At 50.7% G+C, this 25,375-nt stretch carries 20 protein-coding genes, 1 tRNA gene and 2 pseudogenes; 12 read left to right on the plus strand and 11 right to left on the minus strand.

Going from position 1 to position 25,375, the window contains the following annotated elements; genetic code table 11:
* Nucleotides 1–726, plus strand: a 726-nt coding sequence (locus QP909_RS00005) for an IS3 family transposase (protein WP_284765676.1), incomplete at its 5' end; no start/stop codon positions are given.
* 31 nt (nucleotides 727–757) lie between these two features.
* On the opposite strand, the pseudogene QP909_RS00010 reads toward QP909_RS00005, so the two are convergent.
* Together QP909_RS00010 and QP909_RS00015 are read right to left on the minus strand one after the other, a co-directional pair.
* Nucleotides 758–1,162, minus strand: a pseudogene (locus QP909_RS00010) (IS110 family transposase); the annotation flags it as partial.
* Nucleotides 1,163–1,599: 437 nt separating this feature from the next.
* Nucleotides 1,600–1,672: transfer RNA gene (locus QP909_RS00015), tRNA-Asn, on the minus strand.
* Nucleotides 1,673–1,890: 218 nt separating this feature from the next.
* Here QP909_RS00015 and wecC point away from each other — a divergent pair.
* The 4 genes from wecC (at nucleotide 1,891) to QP909_RS00035 (ending at nucleotide 7,969) form a co-directional block, all read left to right on the plus strand.
* On the plus strand, nucleotides 1,891–3,156 hold the full coding sequence (wecC, locus tag QP909_RS00020; protein ID WP_284765677.1) for a UDP-N-acetyl-D-mannosamine dehydrogenase: 1,266 nt from the start codon (nucleotides 1,891–1,893) through the stop codon (nucleotides 3,154–3,156).
* Between the two features lie 192 nt (nucleotides 3,157–3,348).
* Nucleotides 3,349–4,644, plus strand: a complete 1,296-nt coding sequence (locus QP909_RS00025) for a glycosyltransferase family 4 protein (protein ID WP_284765678.1) — start codon at nucleotides 3,349–3,351, stop codon at nucleotides 4,642–4,644.
* Nucleotide 4,645: 1 nt separating this feature from the next.
* The gene (locus QP909_RS00030; RefSeq protein ID WP_284765679.1) at nucleotides 4,646–6,073 is read left to right on the plus strand and encodes a glycosyltransferase family 4 protein; all 1,428 of its coding nucleotides are present in this window, start codon (nucleotides 4,646–4,648) and stop codon (nucleotides 6,071–6,073) included.
* Between the two features lie 216 nt (nucleotides 6,074–6,289).
* Nucleotides 6,290–7,969: a glycosyltransferase family protein gene (locus QP909_RS00035; RefSeq protein WP_284765680.1), complete on the plus strand. Its 1,680-nt coding sequence runs from the start codon at nucleotides 6,290–6,292 to the stop codon at nucleotides 7,967–7,969.
* Here the strand turns inward: QP909_RS00035 and QP909_RS00040 are convergent.
* On the minus strand, nucleotides 7,954–8,802 hold the full coding sequence (locus QP909_RS00040) for an ABC transporter ATP-binding protein (RefSeq protein ID WP_284765681.1): 849 nt from the start codon (nucleotides 8,800–8,802) through the stop codon (nucleotides 7,954–7,956). The two genes, QP909_RS00035 and QP909_RS00040, sit on opposite strands and share 16 nt — an antisense overlap.
* Complete coding sequence (locus QP909_RS00045) at nucleotides 8,792–9,739, minus strand: ABC transporter permease (RefSeq protein WP_284765682.1); 948 nt, start codon at nucleotides 9,737–9,739, stop codon at nucleotides 8,792–8,794. Before QP909_RS00045 ends, QP909_RS00040 begins: the two co-directional genes overlap by 11 nt.
* Nucleotides 9,740–9,862: 123 nt before the next feature.
* On the opposite strand from QP909_RS00045, the gene QP909_RS00050 reads away from it, so the two are divergent.
* Entirely contained in the window at nucleotides 9,863–10,654 is a 792-nt protein-coding gene (locus tag QP909_RS00050; protein WP_284765683.1) for a DUF6270 domain-containing protein, read from the plus strand.
* A gap of 19 nt (nucleotides 10,655–10,673) precedes the next feature.
* On the opposite strand, the gene QP909_RS00055 is transcribed toward QP909_RS00050, so the two are convergent.
* The 3 genes from QP909_RS00055 to QP909_RS00065 are packed head-to-tail and all read right to left on the minus strand — an operon-like array spanning nucleotide 10,674 to nucleotide 14,901.
* Nucleotides 10,674–11,945 (minus strand): hypothetical protein, encoded by a 1,272-nt coding sequence (locus QP909_RS00055; protein WP_284765684.1) that lies wholly within the window; start codon nucleotides 11,943–11,945, stop codon nucleotides 10,674–10,676.
* A 36-nt stretch (nucleotides 11,946–11,981) separates the two neighbouring features.
* On the minus strand, nucleotides 11,982–14,633 hold the full coding sequence (locus QP909_RS00060) for a glycosyltransferase (RefSeq protein ID WP_284765685.1): 2,652 nt from the start codon (nucleotides 14,631–14,633) through the stop codon (nucleotides 11,982–11,984).
* Nucleotides 14,626–14,901: a hypothetical protein gene (locus QP909_RS00065; protein ID WP_284765686.1), complete on the minus strand. Its 276-nt coding sequence runs from the start codon at nucleotides 14,899–14,901 to the stop codon at nucleotides 14,626–14,628. Before QP909_RS00065 ends, QP909_RS00060 begins: the two co-directional genes overlap by 8 nt.
* 1,001 nt (nucleotides 14,902–15,902) lie before the next feature.
* Between QP909_RS00065 and QP909_RS00070 the strand changes: the two genes are divergently transcribed.
* Together QP909_RS00070 and QP909_RS00075 are read left to right on the plus strand one after the other, a co-directional pair.
* The gene (locus QP909_RS00070) at nucleotides 15,903–17,807 is read left to right on the plus strand and encodes an asparagine synthetase B family protein (protein ID WP_284765687.1); all 1,905 of its coding nucleotides are present in this window, start codon (nucleotides 15,903–15,905) and stop codon (nucleotides 17,805–17,807) included.
* 142 nt (nucleotides 17,808–17,949) lie between these two features.
* Nucleotides 17,950–18,671, plus strand: a pseudogene (locus QP909_RS00075) (sugar phosphate nucleotidyltransferase); the annotation flags it as partial.
* On the opposite strand, the gene QP909_RS00080 reads toward QP909_RS00075, so the two are convergent.
* Nucleotides 18,622–18,789, minus strand: coding sequence for a hypothetical protein (locus QP909_RS00080; RefSeq protein ID WP_284765927.1), 168 nt, complete (start codon nucleotides 18,787–18,789; stop codon nucleotides 18,622–18,624). The pseudogene QP909_RS00075 and the gene QP909_RS00080 overlap by 50 nt on opposite strands.
* Before the next feature lie 561 nt (nucleotides 18,790–19,350).
* Here QP909_RS00080 and QP909_RS00085 point away from each other — a divergent pair.
* From QP909_RS00085 to QP909_RS00095, 3 genes are all read left to right on the plus strand, one after another.
* Nucleotides 19,351–19,773 (plus strand): hypothetical protein, encoded by a 423-nt coding sequence (locus QP909_RS00085; RefSeq protein WP_284765688.1) that lies wholly within the window; start codon nucleotides 19,351–19,353, stop codon nucleotides 19,771–19,773.
* A gap of 386 nt (nucleotides 19,774–20,159) precedes the next feature.
* On the plus strand, nucleotides 20,160–20,324 hold the full coding sequence (locus QP909_RS00090) for a hypothetical protein (protein ID WP_284765689.1): 165 nt from the start codon (nucleotides 20,160–20,162) through the stop codon (nucleotides 20,322–20,324).
* A 489-nt stretch (nucleotides 20,325–20,813) separates the two neighbouring features.
* A complete protein-coding gene (locus tag QP909_RS00095; protein WP_284765690.1) occupies nucleotides 20,814–21,326 on the plus strand; it encodes an excalibur calcium-binding domain-containing protein in 513 nt (170 codons plus the stop codon).
* 160 nt (nucleotides 21,327–21,486) lie between these two features.
* On the opposite strand, the gene QP909_RS00100 is transcribed toward QP909_RS00095, so the two are convergent.
* Entirely contained in the window at nucleotides 21,487–21,768 is a 282-nt protein-coding gene (locus tag QP909_RS00100; protein ID WP_284765691.1) for a hypothetical protein, read from the minus strand.
* A gap of 295 nt (nucleotides 21,769–22,063) precedes the next feature.
* Here QP909_RS00100 and QP909_RS00105 point away from each other — a divergent pair, with 295 nt between their 5' ends.
* Complete coding sequence (locus tag QP909_RS00105) at nucleotides 22,064–23,176, plus strand: DUF726 domain-containing protein (RefSeq protein WP_284765692.1); 1,113 nt, start codon at nucleotides 22,064–22,066, stop codon at nucleotides 23,174–23,176.
* A 163-nt stretch (nucleotides 23,177–23,339) separates the two neighbouring features.
* Here QP909_RS00105 and QP909_RS00110 read toward each other — a convergent pair whose 3' ends face one another.
* Nucleotides 23,340–24,194, minus strand: coding sequence for a MurR/RpiR family transcriptional regulator (locus tag QP909_RS00110; protein WP_284765693.1), 855 nt, complete (start codon nucleotides 24,192–24,194; stop codon nucleotides 23,340–23,342).
* Entirely contained in the window at nucleotides 24,194–25,372 is a 1,179-nt protein-coding gene (locus tag QP909_RS00115; protein WP_284765694.1) for a M20 metallopeptidase family protein, read from the minus strand. Before QP909_RS00115 ends, QP909_RS00110 begins: the two co-directional genes overlap by 1 nt.
* Nucleotides 25,373–25,375: the final 3 nt, after the last annotated feature.

The following is a 25,375-nucleotide window of genomic DNA, read 5'->3' on the forward strand; positions in this document are numbered from 1 at the left end:
TTCGATGATGAGCACGGGCTTTATGGTGCTAAACGCATCGCTGCAAGCCTCAACGACGATACGGACTTCGGCCCGATCAACCATAAGAAGGTCGCACGCATCATGAAATCCATGGGACTGAAAGGCTTTAGTAAACGGCGTCGATGTGTCACTACCAGGCGTAAGCCTGGTCACCGCGTCATGCCAGATTTAGTGGGCCGCAAATTCACCGCTGACAGGCCAAACCACGTCTATGTTGGCGACATTACGTACCTGCCGTGTAAGGGTGGCAAAAACATGTACCTTGCCACGGTCATCGACGTCTACTCTCGCAAACTTGTCGGTCATGCACTCGCCGATCACATGCGGGTATCGCTGGTTATCGAAGCTTTGTCTCATGCCAGAAAGGTCCGCGGAAGCCTTAAAGGGGCAATTTTCCATTCCGATCACGGCAGTGTGTACACCTCACAGGCATTTAGGGACCACTGCGCTGTACTTGGTGTTCGCCAATCCATGGGAGCGGTGGGAACGAGTGCCGATAATGCCCTGGCAGAATCGTTTAACGCCACCCTAAAGCGTGAAGTTCTGCGTGATCGGAAAGTCTTTGACAATCCCATCATCTGCCGCCAAGAAGTCTTCCGATGGTGCATGCGCTACAACACGCGCAGACGGCACTCCTGGTGCAATCTTCTAGCCCCCGATGCCTTCGAAGCACTCACATCAACTACACTGACCCAAGCAGCATAGCTAACCCCCGACGTGTCTACTTTCCGGGGGCCAGGCCCGAGAGTACCTCATCATTGCGGTCGACGGCACGTAGCGTGTGGGGCATTGTGCGGGCGGTGTCGGCGATGATGAATGCGTCGCGTTTGTCTGTTTTTGCACGTCCCGGATAGAGATCTGCAGCTTTGCGCATCGCAAGACCTGGCAGGTATCCGACTTCGCAACCGCAGTCCCGGGCTACAGCAATCGGTAGTGCGCCGATGGTGTTGGGTTGGTCGACGATCACGAGCACGGTGCCAAGCTTCTGAAGCTGGTGAAAAACGCCTGCTAGTTCGGATTCGAGTTGAGGCAACGGTTTGTCGAAGACCTTGTTGCCATCACGGTCTAAGGCGCAGGCGTGGTGTTCAGATTTGCCGACGTCTAACCCAAGGAATATGTCGATGGAATGCTCCGGAGACATGATGAGCTCCTAGAAAACGAGATGGGTATGGCGTTGTTCCAGTCGCTGGTGTCATGACCTTCGTTGCAAGCACCCACGTTACAAAGAGACCTAGTTTAAAACTGGCCGTGTCCCTATCAGCTGTCATCGAAAGTCCTGGCACCCGGCGGCAACACCCCCCGGATTATGGAAACTACAGGGCAGGTAAGCCATACCGGGACCAGCGACTATCCCCATTATCGGGGACACTCACAAGGTAACGGGGCTTTTGCGGATGTGGATGAAAGCTTGGAGCATTTCCCGCACCCCGTCTTGTTACTTAACCCTGAACGGTCATGCATTTCCACGACACACGGTACTGGAAACCACCGTAAACGAGGGCTTAACGACTTTATAGGTCACAAAGCGTAGCCCCCTTCCGCCAGCGATTACGCTGGCGGAAGGGGGCTTGCACTTTGCTCCTCCAACTGGGCTCGAACCAGTGACCCTTCGATTAACAGTCGAATGCTCTGCCAACTGAGCTATGGAGGATTATGCGTATGCTGTACGTCGAACTTGCTGTTCTCTGTGCAACGAGAATTAACTATATAGGTATGGGTGGGCTCGGTACAAATCGCCTGTAAGAGGCTAATAAATAAGGTTGTGGAAAGGAGTGTGGCGGCTCAGCTGAATTTCTGCACCCGTTCCTGCTGAGCGAGGTTTACATTCCGTGTAGGGTATGGGTTTGAAAGTATTCGAGAAAGGTATTCATGCATTCTGAAAAGTCTCCTCAGGCATTTGAAAAAGTTTGTGTGGTCGGATTGGGTTACATCGGATTGCCCACCGCTGCGTTCATTGCTTCTAAAGGAGTTCATGTCACCGGCGTTGATGTGAATTCTAAGTTCGTAGAGTCAATCAACAAAGGGGAAGTGCCTTTCTTTGAACCAGGGTTCGATGTTCTTCTAAAGCGAGTTGTAGATGAAGGGTACTTGGTAGCTCAGACCGAACAGGTTGAAGCGGATGCATATATCGTCTGCGTTCCTACTCCTTTCAAGGAAGACCACAAGGTTGATACCAAGTTCATCAATTCCGCGGTTGAGGCTATGGCCCCGCACCTGCGTCCCGGTGCATTGGTTGTTCTGGAGTCTACTTCTCCTCCAGGAACTACCGAGGATATGGCGAATTACATCCTCGAACTTCGCCCCGACCTGTCTCTTGACGAAGATGACGAAAATGTAATTTTCGTAGCGCACTGTCCGGAGCGAGTGCTACCGGGGCAGATTATGGAAGAGATGGAAAACAACGACCGCGTTATCGGTGGTTTGACCCCTCGGGGTACCCAGCTTGCTGTTGATTTGTATGGCACCTTCTGTACTGCTGAATTGCTGCAGACGAATGCCACAACAGCTGAGATGGCCAAGCTTACTGAGAATTCCTTTAGGGATGTGAACATCGCATTCGCTAATGAGCTGTCGCTGATCAGCGATCGCTTGGGAATCGACGTATGGGAGCTCATCGAACTGGCTAACCACCATCCGCGAGTAAATATTTTGCAGCCAGGTCCTGGAGTTGGCGGTCACTGCATTGCAGTCGATCCTTGGTTCATCGTGTCTTCCGTTCCTGAAGAAGCGAAGATTATCAAGATGGCTCGAGACGTTAATGATGGGAAGCCAGCCTGGGTAATTAAGCAAGTTAAGGCTGCGCTTGAAGGCAAAGAGAGCTCTACGGTTGCGGCGCTTGGTATTGCCTTTAAGAACGATATCGACGATCTTCGAGAGTCCCCTTCGCTGAATATTGTGAAATCGCTTGGTGAGGAGAACCCAGATCTAGACATCCGAGTAGTCGAACCGAATGTTGCGGAGTTGCCTGATTCGCTTTCTTCGGTACCTAACCTGAAAAAGCAGGAACTAGAAGCTGCAGTACAAGATGCAGATGTGGTTCTACTCTTGGTTAACCACAAGGAGTTTCTCCAGATGGACACTTCCCTGCTTGAGGGGAAGTCAGTTATTGACACTAAGGGTATCTGGCGCTCTTAATAGGAACGACTGGGAGGCGCTAAAATAGTTTGGTGCCTCCCAGTCTCTTTATAAAGTTGAAGCACTCCCCAGGCCACGTTCCTTTGAAACCGTGGCTTATACTGTTCTAATAGGCGCAAAATGGTCTTTGAGTAGACACTTTTGGTTAGAATATTAGTTCCCTTTTGGTCTGAGCGAAGGTGGGAGCCTTTCTTGAGAATTCTGGTGATATCGCAGTATTGGTATCCGGAAAATGGCGTACCTCAACGGCGTTGGACTTGGCTTTCAGATCTACTTAGGGACGAATTTGCACTTGAAGTCATCGCGCCACCTCCGCACTATCGTAGGAATCTGAAGCTTTTTGCTTGGGTGAGACAGGTTGTTGGACGTGGCTGGAAAGAATTAGAGCTTGGTCCCTCAGGTGAAAGGATTCATCGAACCTTTTTCATTCCAAGCGGAAATTCATTAACGCAGAAGGCGCTGAATCAGCTTACGGTTGCCATAGGCATGGTGCTAAAACTGTCCGTTTTAAGTTTTGGCCGTTCTTCTAAAAAGCCAGATGTAATCATCGGTACTGTACCTGCATTGCCTACTGCAGTAGTTACTTATTTTGCGTCGAAGGTCTTGCGTACTCCGTACGTAGTTGATTTGCGCGATGCCTGGCCGGATCTTCTTTCTCAATCTGATCAGTGGAATAGAAGCGTCGGTTCCCGCTCGTTTCGAGAGTTACTCCTTTCGCATGGACCTCTACAAGGTGCTTCATGGTTGACGGACCGATCGGTTAACTGGGTTCTTGAACATTCGAGCGGAGTGATGGTGACCTCAAGCCATTTGGAGGAAAACCTAAGGAGCAGATTTTCCAATAGTGGCCGTGAAATACCCCTAGTAACTATCCGGAATGTGTTCCCCTCACGGACTGATTTTGTACACCATTATGTGAGTGAAGACGGCAAGCGGGCTTTGAATGTCCTATATGCAGGGACCATCGGTCGAGCCCAAAACCTTGCCAATGCCGTTGAAGCGGCGAGGATAGCCGCTACCGCGGGCGTTGACGTTCATTTGAGATTTGTGGGTGCCGGGGCTGCGAAAGAAGCTTTGAGCGAAATGGCCGAGCAACTCAAGGTTAATGCCGAATTCTATTTTCGCCGGCCAGCTGATGCGCTCGATGAGCATTACGAGTGGGCCGATACTGCATTAGTGCATCTAACCGATTGGGAGCCTCTAGAGCGAGCCGTTCCTTCAAAAACTTATGAGTTAATGTCATCCGGCCTGCACATTTCCGGTGTAGTGGCGGGAGAAGCCGCGGAGATCATTGAAAGCTGCAATGCAGGTGAAGTTGTTCCTCCTGAGAAGCCCGAAGAGCTTGCCGCCCTGTGGGTACGGTTAGCGAAAGATCCTGGTCAACTCCGTGTAGGAAGTCTCGGCAGAGAATGGGTCGAAAAAGAAAGAACTAAAATCGCCCCAGAAAAGCTTCATTCATTCATCCATCACGTTCTTGGAGATAGGTAGGATGTGGCTTCGTCCCTACTTTTCCCTTCCGTCAACCATCGTCAGCCTCTTGTGGGAAAATCCCGTCGAGTTCTGCCTTAAGGTACAGCAGCGGTTTGGGATTCGTCTTTGGGAGACCTCCCGAAAAGAAACTTCTGTGCCTTCTTGGAGTACCAAGGAACCGCGTAATTATGAATTGCCGGGACAAATTCATCGAAGCATGCGGCGCTCCGAAGATGAGCGGAAGGCAGTGCTGTATTTTGCAAATAATTCGATGCCCTATACACAATCGGGTTACACCGTGCGGACTCATGGGATGCTCAGGGCATATAACAAAACAAACTCAAGAAAGATAATTTGCGTTACCCGTCTTGGCTATCCTGTGGTCGTGGGCCGCATCCCAAGGTCTCAAGAGGATGTTCTCAGCGGTGTTACTTATCGTCGGATTATTCCGCGGTTTTTCTTTCCTAGCAGTCGGCTTCGTGCTCGAGAGGAAATTCGAGAACTGACGAAAATTGCTGAGTCAGAGCAGGTCGGAGTCATTCATACAACTACTGATTTTAGAAATGCATACGTAGCATCTCAGGTGGCGAAGCGGCTTTCGATTCCGTGGGTTTATGAAGTGAGAGGAGAGCGGGAGAATACGTGGCTAAGCCAGTTTGAAGACGCGGAAAGTAAAGCGGCTGCTGCGTCCAGATACTATAACTATGCCCACGAAAAAGAAATGGAAGCGGCGAGGAAAGCGGGCAGTGCCATCTTTCTCAGTGAGGTGGCAAAAGAATATGCTGTTTCAAATGGAATTGACCCACGCCTGGCTTGGGTAATTCCGAATAGTCTGCCTGAAGGCGGTAAAGCCACGGAAGGCCATGATTCGGCCCAAAAGCTTGTTTCATCATTGCTCGATAACAACAAGATATATATCGGGACCGTGTCTAGTCTTGTGCACTACGAGGGCTTATCTATCGTTATACGGGCATTGCCCTACCTGCCAGTGGAAGTTAATGCTCTTTTTGTAGGTGATGGAACAGAGCGACGCCGACTTGAAGCACTCGCCAGATCATTGGGAGTACACGACAGGGTAGTTTTCGCTGGGAAGCAACCAACTGAATCGATAGGTGAGTGGTATCGTGCGCTTGACGTTTTTGTTGTACCACGAATTTCTAGCCTAGTTACTGCGAGGGTAACTCCAATCAAACCCCTAGAAGCCATGCGAGTAGGAATTCCAGTCTTGGCATCAGATCTCCCAGCACTTCATGAAGTCACTGGAGAATTTGCGGTCTATTTTGCACCCGAGCAATTGGAAGATTTTGTAAGAAAGATAAAGATGATTCTTGACGGCAGCGTCGAGATAGACCAAGAACGAATTGACCAGTGGCTGCGAACCAGAACTTGGGAATATAACGTGAAGAAACTAGAAGCGTTGTATAGCGAACTGACTGGAGGTAAGTAGATGAATTTTGAATACTATTTGACCACTGTTCGCAGTGGCCTTACTAAGGCAGTTCGAAATACAAAGGCGAATGGAATTCGCAATACTCGGCAGAAGGCATTCAGGCTATTAAATAACAAACTGGTTTTGAGGACTGCTCACGACCCACTACATGTAAAGCCACTTCCTCCAAGTTTTAAAAGCCAAAGCTTTGGCTCTGTAAAAGTTGGAGTCATCATGGATGATTTTTCCCTCGAGGTATGGAGTGAAGAATTCCACACTATTCCCCTCGACCCAGAAAAATTTGAGTCACAACTGGCTGATGGGAATTCGCCGAAAATTGACCTTCTTTTCGTAGAGTCTTCCTGGAATGGAAACAACGGAAAGTGGAAATATCAACTCGCAGGACAGAACGCTCCCTCTGAAAAGCTGGGAGAGCTCGTTAGAGTATGCAAACGTTGGGGGATTCCGACGGCCTTCTGGAATAAGGAGGATCCGCCTCATTTCCACGATTTCTTGGGGACAGCAAAGCTTTTCGACGTAGTTTTTACCACCGCCGAAGAAAAAATTCCTGAATATATCGAAGAATTAGGGCATGACAGGATCTATTGTCTGCCTTTTGCAGCCCAGCCAAAGCTGCATAATCCCATCCGGCTCAGCGGCGATGAAAAGCCTGGAGATATTGCTTTTGCGGGTATGTATTTTAAGCACAAGTTCCGAGAGCGCAGGGAGCAGATGGACTTACTCTTGGGCGCCGCCGCAGCAGTGGCTCCACGGATGCAGGCAGGATTGGCTATCTATTCGCGATACTCAGGTGGTGATGAGCGCTATCAGTTCCCCGCGCCATTTGATAAGTACGTAGTTGGCGGCTTGCCTTATAAGAAAATGATGTCGGCATACCGCCAACACAAGGTATTTCTGAACGTTAACTCGGTTGTGAACAGCACTTCAATGTGTTCTAGGAGAGTCTTTGAAATTTTGGCTTCCGGAACTGTCGTTGTAAGTACCCCCAGCGCAGCGATACATCATTTTTTTAACAAAGAAGAGCTGCCGACAGTGAGCGATGGAGTCGAGGCGCAACACCTGCTGCGGGCTCTAGTGAATTCGAAAGAACTGCGTGACCGAATAGTTCATAAAGCGCAGCGGAAAATTTGGGCTCAGCACACTTATGAAAAGCGAGCTAAGTTTGTGCTTGAAAAGACACTTGGTTTCGCTAGCGAGCAGACTGAAAAGCCGCGGATTTCGGTTATTAGTTCCACTAACCGGCCCAACCAAATTCGGCATTTGCTTGAGCAAGTCGGGCGACAATGTGATGTGGAAATTGAACTGTGTTTGGCGCTTCACGGTTTTGATGAACAAGAAGTTGATTTTCCTCAACTGCAAGCGCAAAGTAATGTTGCAAATCTTAAAGTGGTGGAGGTTTCCTCCGCGGAAAGCCTAGGTAATTGTTTAAATCGCCTGGTTGAGCTTTCCACTGGGGACTTCATTGCGAAAATGGATGATGATGATGAATACGGCCGACACTATCTTCTTGATCAGTACTATTCTCTGAAATTTTCTGGGGCTGATCTCGTTGGCAAGCAGGCTGTGTATGTGTCCTTAGAGGAAAGCTCAATTATTGCGTTAAAAAACTCGGTAAAGGAACATCGTTGGACTGACTTCGTCGCTGGCCCAACCTTATTTGGCCCTCGTTCTACATTTGAAGCTCACCGTTTTGAAGATAGAACAAATGGTGAAGATTCTGCCTTTCTTTCTAGTCTTGTTAAGGCCGGAAAGCGCATCTATTCTGCGGATCGATTTAATTTCCTACAGGTCCGAGGAAAAACAAATCATACTTGGGGCTCTAAAGACCTAGAATTTCTAGCCAATAGCGAGGTAGTACTTTTTAATACCTTTAGAGATCATTTCGATTTCTGAGCGGAGCCCTTATTTAGGGCTTTTTCCGCTTCGTCGTCGAAGATTATCTTTGGCTCTTCGAATTTACTTCGCATCTTTTCGATGATGGCGTCTGCTTCTTCATCCTTCCCGGTCGCGGCGCGGTTGCCCCAGACTCGGTAAGATTTGGCAACTTGTTGAGCAGGCCCATCAGCAATCATTTCTCCCTCGTGAAGCCAAATTGCCCGTGAGCAATGTTCCTGAATAGTAGTAGCACCATGGGAGACCAAGAAAACGGTTCCGGCTGTGTCCAAGAAGTCGTTCATTCGCTCCTTGGCCTTTGCAGCGAATGTTGAGTCACCAGTTGATAGTGCCTCATCAATAAGGAGAATCTCCCGTTTGACTGACGTGGCAATCGCAAATTTCAAGCGAGCTGTCATACCCGATGAGTAGGTCTTTAGCGGTCTATCAATGGCGTCTTCAAGGTCCGCCCATTCAATTACGCTAGGAATAAGCTCGTTAACTTCATCAGGTTGAAGGCCCATAGCTAGTAGCCCTAGCCTCGTGTTATCGCGACCCGACATTTGCCGCTGGAGAGCCGCAGACACACCCAACATTGTCGGTTTGGCGGAGACATATACCTCTCCTCGAGAGGGGGATTCCGCCCCGGCCATTAGGCGAATAAGGGTTGATTTTCCCGAGCCATTTTTTCCTAGAATGCCAATGGATTCGCCTGAGTGGGCAACAAATGATGCTGACTGGAGCGCGCGAACTTCTCTCATCCGGCTTCGGAAAAGGCCCACGTTAGATCCGTTTTTAGAAACGAAATAAGACTTGCCAAGCTTTCTGGCAACAACTGTGGTCTTATTTGACACTCGCGTACCTTTCTTCAGCCTTCCAGAAGAATATAAACCCAATGATAAGGAGCCCAAAACTCCAAGCAATCAAATGGACCCAGGAGGATAGATCAGGAAGCTTATTGTAGATCGTGACGTCTCTGCACGCTTGAAGGAAGATATACCCTGGATTGTTCTCCATGATTTTTTGCGCCGTCGGGTTACCGCTAAACCTATCGACAGAGAAAAACACACCTGAGGTGAAAAACAGCGCTCGGCTGAGAACACCGACTAGTGCTTTCAGATCTGGGATGAAAGCTGTTAGCCGGGCAATGATAAAAATTACGCCCAAAATTAGTAGGTGGGCCAGGATATATAGGGGGATAATGAGAAAAACCTCCCAAGTGGGGCCCTGTGGCCACTGGAAAGCGAAAGACAGAACAATCGAGATAATTGCGGGAGGAAGGTTGTCAATGAACTGCTTTGTAACTAAGGCAATCGGGAGAGCCGCTTTGGGGAAAGAAAATGAGGATATAAGACCGTAACTACTTTGAATGAGCTTAGTACCACTGTTTAAACCAGTCGTGATGAATCCAAAGAAGATTACGCCAATTGTTAGGTATCCAAGAAAGTTGTCAATTCCCCTAGAAGTCTTGAGGATGACGCCGAAGATAAACGCATAAACCATGACGTCGATAAGCGGCTGAATGATGATCCATGCTCTACCCAGCAGTAAATCGCGGGATGACTTAAATGCTTTGCTACGTGCGTCGAAATAAATAAAGTGCCGCAGCTTCCATAATTGGGAAACGTAGTCTGAAAATCGCGGGAGTGCGTTAATAGTCTCGAGTGGCTCGCGAGACACTAGGACTGATGCTTCTTTCCCCTTTTCCAGTTCATTGCCCAGAACTAAGCTTTGTACATCAATAGAACTGGAAGATTGGGCGTGTGTGCCCCTAGAACGGCGTCTAATCATGCGGTAATGAACTCCTGGCCAAAACAACTTTCCTTACCATAGTACGAGTTAAGACAACCAGTGCCTAGCAGAGCCATGCGCCGTAAAGCTATAGGTCTGTGTCAGTGTTATATGCTGGGCGGTATGCAAGATTCGGCAGAGGCTTTTGACCTGTCTAAAGAGGTGTGGAGAGTTTTTGTATATGGGGGCTGCGTGAGCCGCGACACCGTGGCGTTCGCCGACCCCCATGCTTATAGTCTTGCGAAATATGTGGCGAGAAACTCTTTGCTCTCTGTGGGGACAGATGCGCGCGTTAACTTACCGGAGTTATCCCTCCCTAGTGCATTTCAGAAGAAGATGGTGGACTTAGATGCTTCCGGCGCGCTTTTACAAGAGCTCAGGAAAATGCGCGGTGTGGACGTGCTCCTGTGGGACCTAAACATAGAGCGTTCTGGTGTCTGGCAATTCAGTGACGGGACGGTCGTTACTAACAGTGCAGAGCTTAAACGCGTCGAAGGAGTAGCGCCCGTCCTAGAAGACGCGAGATTCATTGCTTTTGGCTCAGAAGAGCATTACGCACGGTGGTGTGCAGCAGCTACGATGTTCGTCGCTATTCTGCAGGAACTAGAACTCAAGGAACGACTCTTGGTGTTAGCCCCAGAGTGGGCTGTAAGAGATACTCACGGTAAAAAGAATAAGAAGGTTGCTGGAAAATCTATTGAGTTCTACAACAACGTGTTTTCTATTTACCTTGCGCATCTTGAAAACCTTGGCGTTACGATCGTGCGCTTAGCAGATACGATCAGTGACCCTGATCACAAATGGGGTAGCGCCCCGTTTCATTACGAAAAGGAGCTGTACCGGAAGCTCGACGAAGAGATTCGGAGTTTTGCTCGAAGGAAGAATCCCTTCGACCTACCGAGTAGGGGATTTTGAAAAGGTGCTAGGGCATGTCCTAAGTTGACATCGACTGAAATCCGAAACCAGCTTCGAGATTAATTTCAATTTCTTGGTCATCGGGTATATTCCACCTTGCCAAGCGTAGGCGAAAGCCTGTTACCGACGCTGGAAGGCTCAACTCTGAAACCGTGGTCGCATGGTCAGGGGTGAGGCTCTCCACGTAATGGAAGAAGGAGCCTAAGCCCGGTGACCAACCAAGCGAAACTACATTGGGTGCGAGTTTTTCACTAGTGGGGTGAAAATCGAAGAGTAGTATAAGATCCTTGTGATTCAGAGCCGTGGTCGAGCGTAATTTTATGGTGCAAGATTTCGGCTGGTTAGTGAAAGAAAAATTTTCATCAAAAAGGATTTCCATTTTCCTTCTAGGTAATCGAGCTCGCTCAAAAGATGGCTTCCTTCTTGAACTGGAGAGTTCGACTTCAAGTCGGCCTATTGAGAGGGAGCTTTGCTGGTCTGTTGAGACGATTCCTTCGACGATTCTTTCCAGTGAGCTGTCGGCGAGCAGCCTGTCTGACGGCTGAACCGCGAAGGACACATGCTTCAGATCAATGCTCAATGGGGTAGCTTTCAAAAATGGAGCAAGCGTCATCTTCTCGTACTCAATATCCCTGCGATTAGTGAACATCCATAAGCGCTGTAAGTAGCTTTCTGGAATTTTTGTCGCAGCACAGTCTAAATCTGCCTCTTTAGGGCTGAGCGAATCTACATAGTCGTCCCAGCCTTGGAGGTGGTGACGTGTAAGACTGGGCTCTATAGCTATGATGCGAGAATTGTTGACCGCGCCGTATTTTATTGCGGCGAAACCACTGGAGAGCTCTCCAAAAGTCAGGAGCTCGCTTTCTTCTCCTATACGGCCCAGAATTGAATTGATGCTTGATTCAAGGTTCGGGCAAAATTCTGTGGATTCAAACCAAGTATGGCTGAGACCGGCGTCTGTCAAAAGGGTAGGGTCCGATAAAAGCAAGATGTTGCACTTAAGCCTCGGAAAAGTAGAATCATCTTGCCAGCCAGGGAGCCTGAAATATCCGGCTGGTGCCGGCAAGAACCGAACCAGAGTTTGCGAGGAATCCCTAAAACTCCAATGCATTCGAAGTGGAATTCCTTTTTCCAGTTCCGCTTCGATATCCCCGGTGTCTTTGGTGAAATTCCAATTAGACAAGAAGTCTGAGACGGACGGGAAGGTATGGCTCGGCTCTGTAGAAAATGTTCGTTGAAAAGTCTGGTTCATCGAGTTGAAAGAAGGAATTAGTAAATCTGGCTGCGCCACACACAAGGTATGGGTGACGGAGCCAGATCGGGCTACTTACTTTTTCAGCGCGCGGGCCTTATCCATGATTCGTTGGATTTCAGGGTTCGAGTCCTCCGATAATCCGTAGATGCCGTTAATCTCCTCGATGAGGTCAATGCATTCATCGAGGTCATCGGGATCAACGTTCTCTAGTTTCTTTACATACCAATGCTCAAGGAACTGGGTGAAGCGATCCTCCTGGTATGCACGAAGCAGACCAACCTCCTTTAACCACTTAGCTCTATCCTCTTCTAGAGGGAGGTATTTCCTGTAATACTTCGGCGAAATTGCATTAACCGTAGATGTAGAAATTTCGGCATAGTAGATATGTGCTGCACGGCTGGTGATTGAAACCTTCCTTGCGTAGTACAGCATTTGTTGGAAGAAGTAAGAATCTTGCCCAACTGCGCCCACTGGCTGTTCAAGGTTGAGGGACTTCAACCAAGCAGTATTGGCTACAAGGGCCTGGATACTCATCGGCTTGAAGCCGAGCTTCTCAAGGAGATCGGCGTTATTTCCGTCTAGGGCAGCGCTCTTCGCCATTGCCTTTTTGAGTTCTTTGGAATTATTGATGCGGTTACGCTTTCCTTTAAAGCGAACCATGTTTCCAATAGCAAAGTCAGCACCGGTGTCTTTTACTCGGTCCAGCAACCTAATATAGGTGTCATTGACCTGTTCGTTGTCTGGGTCGAGATACGTCACGTACGGAGTTTGGGTTAGCTCCAGTCCTTTGTTGCGAGGACGCGAGGCGCTACCTGAGCCTCCAGGAGGGAACCTGAATACCTCAACGTTAGGCTTCGTCTTCTCCAAAAGGCTCAAAGTAGCCTGTGTTTTGGGGTCTGTGGAGCCGTCGTCGACAATAATTACCTTCGCTAGCTTGTTAATGCTGCTTCGGAAAATGGATTGGCAACATTTATGGATTAAGTGTTTGCCGTTATTGTAGGCGGGAACAATTACTGAAAGCTCAGCCTCCTGTTGGGTCTCCTTTGCTCCACTGTTGTTGGTGAAACTTGACTTGATGGTCATTGACGTTTCAACAGTGGCATCGTCCACCATTTCTCCGGCGTTGATCCAGTAAGCAGTAGCTGGTTTTGAGATGCCATTGTCGTGGGTCGTAGGCTCGTAAGCTTCGGCTTCTGAGTCAAAAGCCGTGATGTAAAGCGCATCCGGTGCTGAGTAACGATATGTAGCTACGGCATCATTGATGATGTCAGGGCCGAAAGTCTCAAGGCGATTGGCGAAGATGACTAGGTCACCGTGCTCGGAACCCTTAATATTCGAGGCCTCGCTTGAGGGGACGTAAGTGCACTCAAAATCAGATGCTTGCGACTGTTTGAATTGCTCGAATTCGGCTTGGCTGTTTGCAACAACGAGAATCCGGTGGTCGTCCGTGGGGGTGCTGAGGCCTACGGAATTTAAGATCTTGTCAACCCTGTCGAAGGCAGTGTCATGAAGGAAGACTTCACGAATTCCCTCGACCTGGCAGTACCTGAGGTAGTCATCGCTCAGGGTTTCGAGGAACTGTTGCGTGTCGAGCTCGGTATCCATTATGGCTACCGAAGGATAACGAGTATTGACGCCCGCGCTGTAGTTTGAAATCAGCAGCGTTCCCATTGCGAGAAGTTCAACGACTCGGTTCGCGAACATCGTCTGGCTACCCATGACAGAATTTAGATTGAATGCCAGAGGAAGAAGCTTCTGCAGACGGAGCAGCTGATCGTGGGGTAGCGGCCGGTGAAGATTAGCTACAAAACGGTCGGGGAACATGTACTTTTCCAAATTCTTAAAAGACTTTGGGTCGAGATCCAGGTTCCTGTCGACAACATACAAAGGCAGTCCTGCGCGAAGTGCTCCGTCAAACATCTTCTCAGTACTTGCAGCTCGAGAAGGATACTTGTGGCTCATCCATGAGCCGGCGAAAACCAGCTCACGCCCCGTATGGCGCATGGAGCCTAGCGGGTTGTGGATTTTGTAATTGACTCCGAATCGCAATGGCTCAACAGGAATACCATCTGGAATATCTTTCCTGTACTTGGGAATAACCTCTTCGGCAGAAGTGAAAACGTGATCTGCAAGACGGGCCATGCTTACAAAGGAGTCATAGTTCGGTGGGTCTTCTTTGGAATAGAAGACCACAGGTATTCCTTGATCCTTCGCGAAAGGGATGATTGTCTTTTCTAAGAGCTCTCGCTTTCCGGAGGTCCTGCGCGGTAGATTAACCCACTCTTCATTCAGTCCGCGCCAAGCAGATACGACTAAGAGGACATCAGTCTGAGGAATGACTTCGCGAAAGTTCTCGGGTGTGATCGGGGTGAAATCAGCAGCTACTTCAAGTGACTCATAGAGAAAGCGATCGGCGATGATTCCGATCTTTGCTTCTCGCTTGGTGTTCCAATTTTGTGCGGTGGCTTTTGGTAGCTCTTCTGCTTCCACAAGGAGCTTCTGCATAGCGGAAGCGTTATCTTCTTCGAATTTTGAAAATTCACGAAGGTAGTCGTTGCGTTTAATAATCGGTTTGACCAGCGGGCCTACACCCGTCAGGTAATTGCGAAACATCGGAGTTTGGCTGGACTTGCCAAAGCTCTCGGCACGAACCTGGCCGGCATCAGCTTTTTTCTTTACCTTTCGGAGGCGCTTGTGCTCAGCTTCAATCTCTTCTTTACGCATTCTTTCCCTTCCCGAGGGGGAGTCCTTCTTTTAACTTCCAGTAACGGCGTTGAAGCTTTAGTGCTTTTGTGCTCTCAAGCGTCTCAACGCGTTGTTTGAGGAATGAAATCTCTTTCTGCTGTTTCTTGATGGCGTCGAGGAGCTTGCCGCTGCGGTCGGCTTCCGCGGCTAAGTCTTTGTAAGTTGTCGACAGTTCAGTCGAGAGTGAATTGATGACTTCGAGAGCTCGTTTCGCGACATCGTCGTTAGTGAAAGGAGTTTGGTTCATGAACAAGTGCCTTTAGCCGTTGAAACGGTTAACCGAGGTGAAAGTTACAGATTCAACATACCAGAGTGACGGCTGCGGAAGACTGAAGTAGGCTAAGTCTTTATTGCGGAGTCGGGCTCGTTCAGCTTTGCCCTGCCTTGCTGTGTATCAGCCATTTCGTAAATGCTCACGACCTCGTCATCTTGTGGAGGAAAGCTTGTCTGTCCAGTAAACTCCAATAGTTGCTGTAACACGGTCCGGAATCGGTGTTTTGATAAGAAATGGTGGGCAGCTCGTCTTCAGTTATTGAAAGCGATCACGGTGCCTAGTCTTTCAGCTTAAACGACAAAACTGCGGTCAACCCCAGGTTAAAGTCAGCCGTTCATCTACAGCCTCTGTCAAAGTCGTCGATGAACGGTATCCGGTTCTGTTCGAGCAGACATATCGGCTTTCTCGTCAATCAGAGTGTGCTCAGTGGAGGTCGGCACTTCGGTTGGGTTACCGCAAAGGTATTTGCCTTAGAAGCCCATTTTGATGGGGCGGAGATGGATAAGCAGCGGGCGACAAAGCTGGGATTAAGTTGGTCAAATGGACTTCAGAGCTCTTGCTTCAATTCGCAGCCAGTAACTGAGAAACTCTGGAACCAACACCACGACTTTCTGATCCCAGAGACAGCAACGGAAGTCCGCAACTGAATCTTCTAAACTTTCGTTATAAGCCCGTTGATATACCATGGCCTGCAAGGATCATTACCGAAGCATGGTCGGCCTTTTCGGGACCAACAAGAATAGGTCGCGGATAAGAGGCTTCGGAGTAGGCGTCAGTGGCGTTGCCAAGCAAGCGAAGCTGTTCCAATTCGTCGGGTTTCCAGAAGCGGTGAAACTCCGGTGGGTTCGTGGTGAGCTGTTGCGCTCAGCGAAGTAAACGCGAGCCGTGGAGCAGTTCAGCAACGTAATTTTAAATGGAGCTGATCCGCGGGGGAACTCGACGAAGGGACCGTCCTTCAAGTTAAACTTACATGCATGACTCAGAAAAACGTTCCGTTTGCCAGTGGTTTCGTATTGTCCAACAGGGACTTTGGCCCTATCGCGCATTTTGAAAAGCGAGCATTGCCAAATGGCCTTTGGTGGTGGAGCGATAGCTTTGTGGATGAAGATCAAGCCTCTGCTGAAAATGGAGATTTTTTGATCATTCGGGGGCACTGGGCTTCGGGCTCGGAGGACGGAATAGATGACTCTTCGGCGCGCCGCTTCTTGTATCTGGCTCAAGAGTCAATCGCCTTGTTTGAAGACGAGCTCGATTATATGTGTGGTCGTTATCTTATCGTTTTGCACCTCCACGGGAATACCTGGATTTACAATGACGCAATCGGAAACAGAACGGTGTACTACGCAGCTGATCAATCAGTTGCGGCTTCGCATTTGAATCTTTTGAACCAAGTTTCACCGCATGAGTTGCTTTCGCGTTCGCTCGAAAAAGCTCGCGTTGCAAAGTATCAGTGGGCTGCGGATTTAACACCGTACAAGAACGTGCGACATGTGCTCCCTAATCACAAACTGAACTGGGACGAGAGAGAAACAGTTCGCTTTTATCCGCGAGAAGCTAATCCCTTCTATGGGTGGGATTCGGAATCCAAATATGCAGAGATTGAGCGAGTTTGGCGGGCAGTGCAAGCACAGTACTTCGACCGCTATTCGCGTATTGCATTTTCCATCAGCGGTGGAGTTGATAGCAGAGTTGTGCTTGCAATGGCTAAGCCGTACTGGGACCGTATTGTCGGATACACCTACGGCCTCGCAAAACGAGGGGAAGGCCTAGCACAGCGAGGCACCTTCTTTGGCCGCACCATGGAAAATGACGAGTCGATCGTGCGCCAGATGCTTTCATCGTGCGACTTTAAGGACCATGTTTATTTTAATATGGAGTCACTCGAAAAAGTGGATGACCAACTAGAGCACCTCCTCGAAAATAACACCGTGGGAAGCCACGGGAAGCGCTTGGTGGCTTCGTATAGAAGGGCATTCGAAGGGCCGTGGCTCAACATTCGCGGAAATGCCATCGAGCTTTCACGAACGGGCAATTCTAATTTGTCCTTTGGCGCTTTAGTAGAGAAGTGCCAGGGTGATTTTCCGGCGGATATTACTTCACGCCTGAAAGCATTGGGCTATGACTCGAATCTTTATGGATACGGCCGCGGTGCTCTTACCTATTGGGAATTCAGGCATGGTAAATGGCTCGGGGAGATTCATAACGAACTTGATGCAGCGTTTGATACTTGGGTCCCAGCGGGTATCCGCCGAGTAAGAGACTTGATGGCAGCATTCGACGAGCAGGAAGTCCGTAACAGTCTTGTCGTCCGCGACTTAATTGAAAGGAACGCCCCAGAGCTCAACCGCTATCCAGTTAATTCCCAGGAAACGCTTTACTCTGAGTGGCGCGAATTAAAGAGGGAACAACTCAACAACGGCTCCGGTCGTGCGCCTTTGTCTGCCGAGGTTGTAAGTCCTCAAGGCGATCATCTTTGCGACGTCGAAATCAAGAAATCTTTCAGAATGCCGACGAACACATTGCAGGTAGGAAATCGGATGCGCGTCTTTGTGCACGCTGTGAAGATGAGGGGAACTCTTTGTTTTCGAGTCCACCAGCCGTACACAAATCCGGCTGGGAAGAACTACATACAGCTAGCAGTCGTAGTTAATGGGAAGCCGATGTTCGCGATAGACGGCGCGGAATACGGCGGACCAATCAACATATCCATCGACAACCTCCGTCCAGGTGACAACGTGCACCTTGAGGAGACCTTCCAAAGGAATTTGCCTGGATCGGAATCATGGTCGCGAGCTACGCGAATGGGGGTATCTGCGGTGAAGTTCTTCAAACAAAAATCGAATGGTGAGCGAACCTTGCGCCATGATCTTCCTGTGTAATAAGTGACCACCGGTGATGTGGCAGGGGACAGGCGAGTGTGAACTCTGCGGTGGAATGTTCTGGTTTCGCACTAGTTGCGGTCTTGGACCTAGTTCCTGTGGTCAGCGAGCAATGGGAAAAGCCGCGGCCGTGTAGGCGTGAAGGTTAGCGATTGTGGCGCCGCCAAGCAAGCAAGAGATGCGGCGGCACTTCGATGAGTCTCCTGCTTTGGTGGCACTGTTGCGTGCACGGGGTAAGGATGAGCCTGTGGGGTTGGGGCGGGCTGTCGCATTGGCTGAGTCGGCGTTGGATGCTGATGAGGGTTATTTTGCGTCATGCTTCCTGATGATGCTATTGAGCCGACCGTCGCCATGAGTGAGATGATTCGGGTGCGCTAGGAGCATGGCGGTTCGGTGTTGTTGGCAGTGGGGGTGGAGCCGTCGCAGGTGGCGAATTATGGCGCCTTTGATGTCGAGGCTACCGACGATGATCGGGTGAAGAAGTTGTGGGCATGGTGGAAAAGCCTGCGGTTGAGGCTGCGCCGTCGAATTTGGTGGCCACGGGGCGCTACCTTTTGGACCGCGCGATTTTGGCTTCCTTCACCGTATCACTCCCGGCAAGGCCGGGGAGCTGCAGCTTACCGACGCCATCGATCTCCTCATTTCCGAAGGTCACCCCGTCCACGTCGTGGTCCATGATGGCACACGTCACGACCTTGGCAATCCCGCCGGCTTCATTCCCCCAGCGTCGAGTTCGGTCTCTGCCACTCGAAGTACGGACCGGCATTGTTCCATGACTTGGAAGCGACTATAAATACTACCGGCTGGAGCGAAACTAGACGTCGGAGAAGGCAGAGCTGGCCGGGACCTCAACCTTGCCCATGAAATACCGCGAATGGGACTTCATTAGGGGCTCGAGTGAAGGCGAGGAAATGTGGGCAATCTCGGGTTCAGGATTGGGATTGAGGGGATTGGGGGAGGCGTCGCTAAGCGCCCGCTCCATTTATGCCCCGGCCTTAACGAGCTCCCGCGGCGCGGCCAATGCTTGGCTGAGGCTGCGGAGTTTCGATTCGCCGGCGTTGGTATTCTCTGCGGACCAGAATCTCTCCGGACGCAGGGCGGCCGCCTTATGGAAGGGCGGTGCGCCGGTGCGGATGAAGGGGGGATGCGGGAGGCAGCGCTAAGCGACGTGTGGTCGTTCGGCAGGCAGGCCACATCGTGCACCACTGCGCGGGCGAGCGTGGCGCGGACTGCGGCTCAAAAGTACTGGGGCGTTGTGGGCGGGGTGGAAAGGGGCGTCGGCAAGCGAGGCTGTAGCAGAAGACTCGATGGTGAGCAGCGCGAAGGCGGGGCGTCTGTGCGGCGCGGATGCTGCGGAAGTCGGACACGCTAAAGGCCTTGAGGTCGCAAGACTATAGGCGCGACAAATGTTTGGGCCTATAAGTTTCTCCGTGGCCGGTGTGCTTTCTGTAGACGTATTTTGTTTAGTCTCATGCCTTACTCAGTGGGCGCTGGTAGCGTCTTATTGCATACCGACACCAGCAGGTACAGGAGGCCATATTCTATGGACGCGGATATTACCGAGCTGCTCGTATACGTCGGGCTAGTGCTTGTCGCGGTGCTCTTCTGGACCTATTACATCCTAGTCGTGCGGAGGTATCCCCGATCAGAAGAGTGGTACGACGAAAGCGCCTGGGAAGGTGCAGCAAATGATGGCGTCCTCTTCTATTATCCTTACTGCTCGCTAATTATGGGTGTTGGCGGTGTCGTAGGGTTGGTCGAAAGCATGAACCCTCCTGAGTTTGTCGACTCAGTGCTGCGGGTTGTGCTCATGGCATCTGTTTTTATCGGAGCTGTCGGGATGACGGGTGGTTTCGGGATCCCGCTTCCGTGGCCTTTTGTTCCGCGTTGGGTCGTCGACATTCGCAAAGCGAAACGTGCTCGAAGGCGCGAGCGCAGAGGAGCTAGGAAGAGGGGAGAGGATTAGAGCTGGCAGCTTGTCTGGTGTCTGGGGTTCGGTGGAATTTTGGCCATTAAGGTGGGGGCCTTCGGTCTGAGAACAAAGTATCGGAAGGCGGTTTGGGACGTTTTGGGGGTCTGCTTTGGTGATGTACCTCGACGAGGAGGCGGAGCCGTGAATTAGGGGCGCTAAAGAAGTAATCGTCGTAGATAACGGGTTGAGAATTCAGCTGCTGGAAAGCCCAAACCTCGTTTGCATAAAGTTCCAATAGGGCACTGTGATGTAAAACATGGCCTTGCGGCACATGGGGACGGGGCTAAGGGATAGAAGAGGATGCGGGCGAAATCTTAGATGTTGATGAGCATTATTCCGCGGTAATACTTCCGGATAGCGCTATTGCGTTCAACGTCGTCATGAGTGAGATGATTCGGGTGGGCCAGGAGCATGGCAGTTCGGTGTTGTTGGCGGTGGAGGTGGAGCCGTCGCAGGTGGCGAATTATGGCGCCTTTGATGTGGAGGCCACCGACGATGATCGGGGGAAGAAGGTTGTGGGCATGGTAGAAAAGCCTGTGGTCTAGGACGCGTCGTCGAATTTGGTGGCCACGGGGTGCTACCTTTTAGACCGTGCGATTCTTAGCGCCCTGTGCCGTAATGCTCCCAGCAAGGGCAGGTAGCTGCAGGTTACCGACGCCATCGACCTCCTGATCTTCGAGGGGCTCTCCGTCACGTCGTGGTTCATAATGGTATCCGCCACGACCTCGGCAATCCCGCCGGCTTTATTCCCGCCAGCGTCGAGTTCGGACTGCGTCATTCGAAGTAAGGTCCGGCTCTATTCGCTGACTTGGAGGCTCTGCTGGAGAAGTATCGGGGCCAGGTCGAGTAAGGGTTTGGGGAAGTCCCGACCACGAGGTGAAAAGCTATTCAGGCAGAAACTCATCAGAGTGGGAAAATGTATAGGGTAGCGAAAAAATGAGCTCTAAATCACGTGTATGTAAATAGGTGGGAGAGCCGCTCGAAGCTATAGTTGAAGTGTCAATTAAATACACTCTCATCTCTTGGGGAAAATTATGGCCTCCGGTAAGAAAATTGTAGGCAGTATCGCTGCTCTTTTTGTCGTTTCGTCTCTTCTCAGTCAATGTTCCGACGCCGATGAAACGAAGAGCACTGAAACTACTACAGTCCGAGAAACCGCAACGGTAACTACTACCGCTTCTGAAAGTGTCCAAAGCTCGACGCTAAATCAAGCACCGGAATCTACTGCGCCAGTTGATTTTGAGGAGCCAACGCTAGATCCGCAAGTAAGTCCTGCCGAAGCGGCAGAAGAAGTAGTAGATGTGAACGTGGATGCCGATCCGGATGCTGATGGTGGTATGCACGGATTCGTTGCCCCTGCGCCCGTGATTCAACAGCAGTCAATCAATAATGGCGGTGGAGAATCTGCTGGCGGTGATGGTGGAGCCGCTAGCTATTACCCTAATTGTGCAGCCGCTCGCGCGGCAGGTGTGGCGCCGTTGTACGCTGGCCAACCAGGCTATAGCTCGAATTTGGATCGAGACGGTGACGGCGTCGCCTGCGAATAGAGAAACCTAAAGTTGAAAGGATGCCCGCCTGTGCAGGGTGTCCTTTGTCTTTAGAGGGAAAAGAAAAACGATCGGACGAGCCTAGGCCAGGACCTGGAAAGTTTGAATCGTCCTTGGGGTTAACCGAAATTCGTGCACACGTAGTGGAGCTACCTAGTGGTTAGGCAGCTATTTCTTTGCTACTGGTGGTTAGACCAATGTGGTTCTCAAGGTCGACGAGGCCGACCATCCCGAGTGCGGTGGACCGATGCCGTCGGTTGTAGACTACTTCAATCCAGTAAACAACGGCCTTGCGTGCGGCATCACGGGTTGGCCAGCGCTTACGGTCGTAGAACTCGGTTGTAAATGTCGCCCAGATTTCAGTTTCAATAACGAGTTTATTAGCCCGGACGACCAACGAGTTTTCGCTGCTAATGCGGTAAAGCGCGCAGTCAAGCGCCACGAGGGAGAAGTCCAAGAGCTAAGGGAGCAAGCCATTGCTTCTGCAAAGTTGGCTACCACTTTGGCTGAGCTCATGGACACGCTTAGTGACGCCACCGAGGAAGGCTGGTGCTCCCGCTGCCTGACCAAGTCCACCCACCGGAAATGCAAGACTAAATCCCTGTACGTGTGCGAGAACTGCGGCTCGGCGACGTTCCATTGCACCGTGCCCCAGTGCGATAACTTCGCCGCCGCCGGCCTCGGTCTGGTGGCTTTGCCGACCGTGTGCGCAGAACACCTCCACCAAGTCCCTGATTTTGAGCGCCTCGACCATCGCATTGCTGACCTCACCCAGTGGCGTGAGCTCCGGCGAATTCAAGGCAGCCAATGTTGGTCGTGCAGCCAAGCTGGCGGCCGCTGGCATCGCAACTCTAGCCTTGGGCGCTACCGGTGGATTGCTGGCAGCTCCCATGGTCGGTGGTGCGGTAGGTACTACGTTCCTAGGCTTTTCTGGCGCAGTAGCACAAAACGCTGGTCTGGCAGCGCTCGGTTTCGGCTCCTTGGCTTCTGGTGGTTTAGGTATGGCTGGCGGCAGCATGGTCGTCGCTGCTGCTGGTGGACTGCTTGGCTCCGCATACGGCGTAAAGGCGCTTAATTCTTATATTGGCGAGGATGACTCCTTTGATATTCAGTGCGTCCGCAAGGGGAGCGGTACGCCCGTCTTGATCGCACGTGGTTTTACCACTGAGAAAAAGCTCGATTGGCGTACCGAAGTTAAGGCGGTCGAAGCCGCCTACCCTGATTCTCCGATTTATCTCGTGACGTGGGGAAGCAAGGAAATGCTGGAGCTTGCCGGTTTCCTAGCTCCGGGAGTTGGTCTCGCCGGCGGCACCGTGCTGAAGGGCATGGTCAAACACGCCGGAAAGAAGTTGGCCAAGAAGGCAACGCCTGCTGGCTTTGCCCTAGGCGCCCTGGACTTGGTCAAGAACCCGTGGACGGTTGCGGTTAACCGTGCAAATAAGACAGCAATGACGCTCGCGGCAATTATTCAGCGCTCCAACCTAGAATCAGTGGTGCTCGTCGGCCATAGTTTGGGTGGCCGTGTCATGCTCAACCTTGCTCCTGCGCTAGCAGGCGCTGCCGGGACTGAAAATGAAGTGCGCGTTGAAGCCGTGCATCTTCTAGGCGCGGCAATTGGTCAAGATACGACGTGGGATTCTGTTGGTGAAGCCCCATCTGGTGTAGTTCACAACTATCACTCCCACAATGACGTGGTTCTAGGTCGACTGTATCCTGCAGTGATGGGCGGCAGGAAGGCGATCGGCTTCGAGGGTCTGGACGCCTCGTTTGCGGTCAATCACGACGTGAGCGATGCGGTTAAATCGCATTCTGCATACTACGGAATCGTAGATTTGAACGGTGACAAATAGACTTGTCTCCGCTAAATGGTATTGATTTCTCCTAGCATTGAAGCTCAGGAAGTTAAAGCCGGTTAGTGCTTACCTGCAACTTCAAGGGAAAACTTCTATGGAACGAAACTGCGAGGAAAGTTGTAGGCCTAACTGCCTTAGATGCCTTGGTGAGCGAGTAGTTCTAGCAGAGTTCTTTCCGAAGGGCTTCGAAAGACTCGAGATACTGAATTCCAGCTTTTCCAATCCTCCGAGAAACGCATTCGCAAATTGCCTCAACTAGAGCAAATGCAGGAACAAGCGTGTCAGATGGGCCGAATGCCTCAACTCGAGTTACTAACGATACATCGCTATATGCGGCGACAGGGGAAATCCACCTATCTGTGATTATTACAATGATGGCTCCATTTTCTTTGGCTAGTCGGGCAATTTGTTCTGATCGCGGACTATATCTCCGGAAATCGAAGAAAACCCAAACATCATCAGCGGAAGTTTGGTTAATTAATTCAATTAAAGGGAGATCGGATAGAGGTGAAGCTATTTGGTTGCCTCGGAAGAGGCTGAGCTGAGCAACCAGATGCTGAGCTAATACCCAAGAGAATGTTCCGCCGTGACAAATTATGCGGTGCTGTTGATTAGAGAAGAGGGCAACGATTCTTTCTAAATCGTCCTCCTTTGCGTATTTAAACGTCGCTTCAATTCCGCGCAGGTAAGCTGCAGCCGTTTGATTGAGAGTTTGTTCTAAGAGAGCATTAGATGAGTTTCTGAACTCATCCCCCGCCTGGGTAAGCGGAGATGCATCCCGTTCAGAAGTCTCATTCATCAGTGCGTTCTGAAATTGCTTAAAGCCTTTGAACCCCAAGGTTTGTACAAAACGAACTATTGTTGCGCTGCTGACATTCGCTTGACTAGCAAAGTGTTGGACGGTCTTAAGGCCGACCCAAGGGTAGCTGTTCAGAAAACACCGTGCAGCATCTTTTTCTGCTTGGGAGAGGGAAGGAAATTTAGCGTTAATTTGCTCAGTGATGCTGTAGGTCATTAAGTCTCCATGAGGTTATCTGCTGCGGCTACATAGCCAGTGATAAAGGCTTTAGCAACATAAGTAATTGCTTCGTCCGGCGGCAAAAATTCGGCATCGTGAAGTGAAGGCGTGTTTCCCTCCTTGACGCCAACGAAGCACATCAAAGACGGACAGTTTTCTCCGTAATAGGAAAAGTCATCTGCTCCTAGTGACCGCATGGTTTCTGCGACAGGTATGTCAACCGCCGCAGCATAGGACTCGAACTTATCGGCTAGAGAGCTGGAGTTGACCAAAGCTGGTTCGCCCGGCGTGTATATGGTTTTGGCAAAGCAACCTAGGCTTTTCGCGGTATAGGTTGCGAACTGATCGATCTGGCTCGCGAGCGCGTTATTCTTTTCCGTACTTGTACTCCTAATCGTTGCGAAGATGGTACCGGATTGGGGCAGAACGTTTGCCGCACCTTGTCCAGCGGACAAGCTACCTATGCTTACCACAGCCGGGCTCATGGGATCGCTAGTCCTGCGTACTACTTCGGATAACCCTAGCGCTATTTGGGCAGTGGGAATGGCTACGTCGCTAGCCTTGTGAGGATAAGCTCCATGCCCGCCTTTACCGACTATTTTTATCTCGATCTCACCTGCAGCGGCATTGACGAATCCTGAGCCTGCCGCGATGGAGCCGAGTTGAATAGCTGGGTGCACATGTGCACCTATAACATGGTTAACTTCATGGCTTTCTAATAGACCGGATTCAGAGATGTCGAGAGCTCCTGAAGGATAGGTTTCTTCTCGTGGTTGGAGAATGGGGACTAATCCAAAAGGAAGATCTAATTTCTTAGCTGCGTTGATGACACCTGCTAGAGCTGCGAGATGGACGTCGTGACCGCACGCATGCATTTTGTCGGAAGCAGCCGACCATTCGACGTTTGTGTTCTCGGACACTGGCAATGCATCCAACTCGCCGCGCATGCCAATGCTCGGCCCCGTTGCTGGGCCGACACGGCCGATTGCGCCCGTGCTTGCAACGGGATCAAAGTGGATGCCCAGTTCTTTTAGCATAAGCTCTCTAGTTGGCCCCTCTTCACCGCTGAGTTGCGGATTTTGGTGGATGGTCCTTCTGAGGGCAATCGCTTTGGGAGCATTCTTTTGAAATTCATCCATCCATTGGCGAGATAGGTCTTTCAATTCCTCATTCATGAA

It is taken from the genome of Corynebacterium sp. MSK195, assembly GCF_030228885.1.
Classification (GTDB): Bacteria; Actinomycetota; Actinomycetes; order Mycobacteriales; family Mycobacteriaceae; genus Corynebacterium.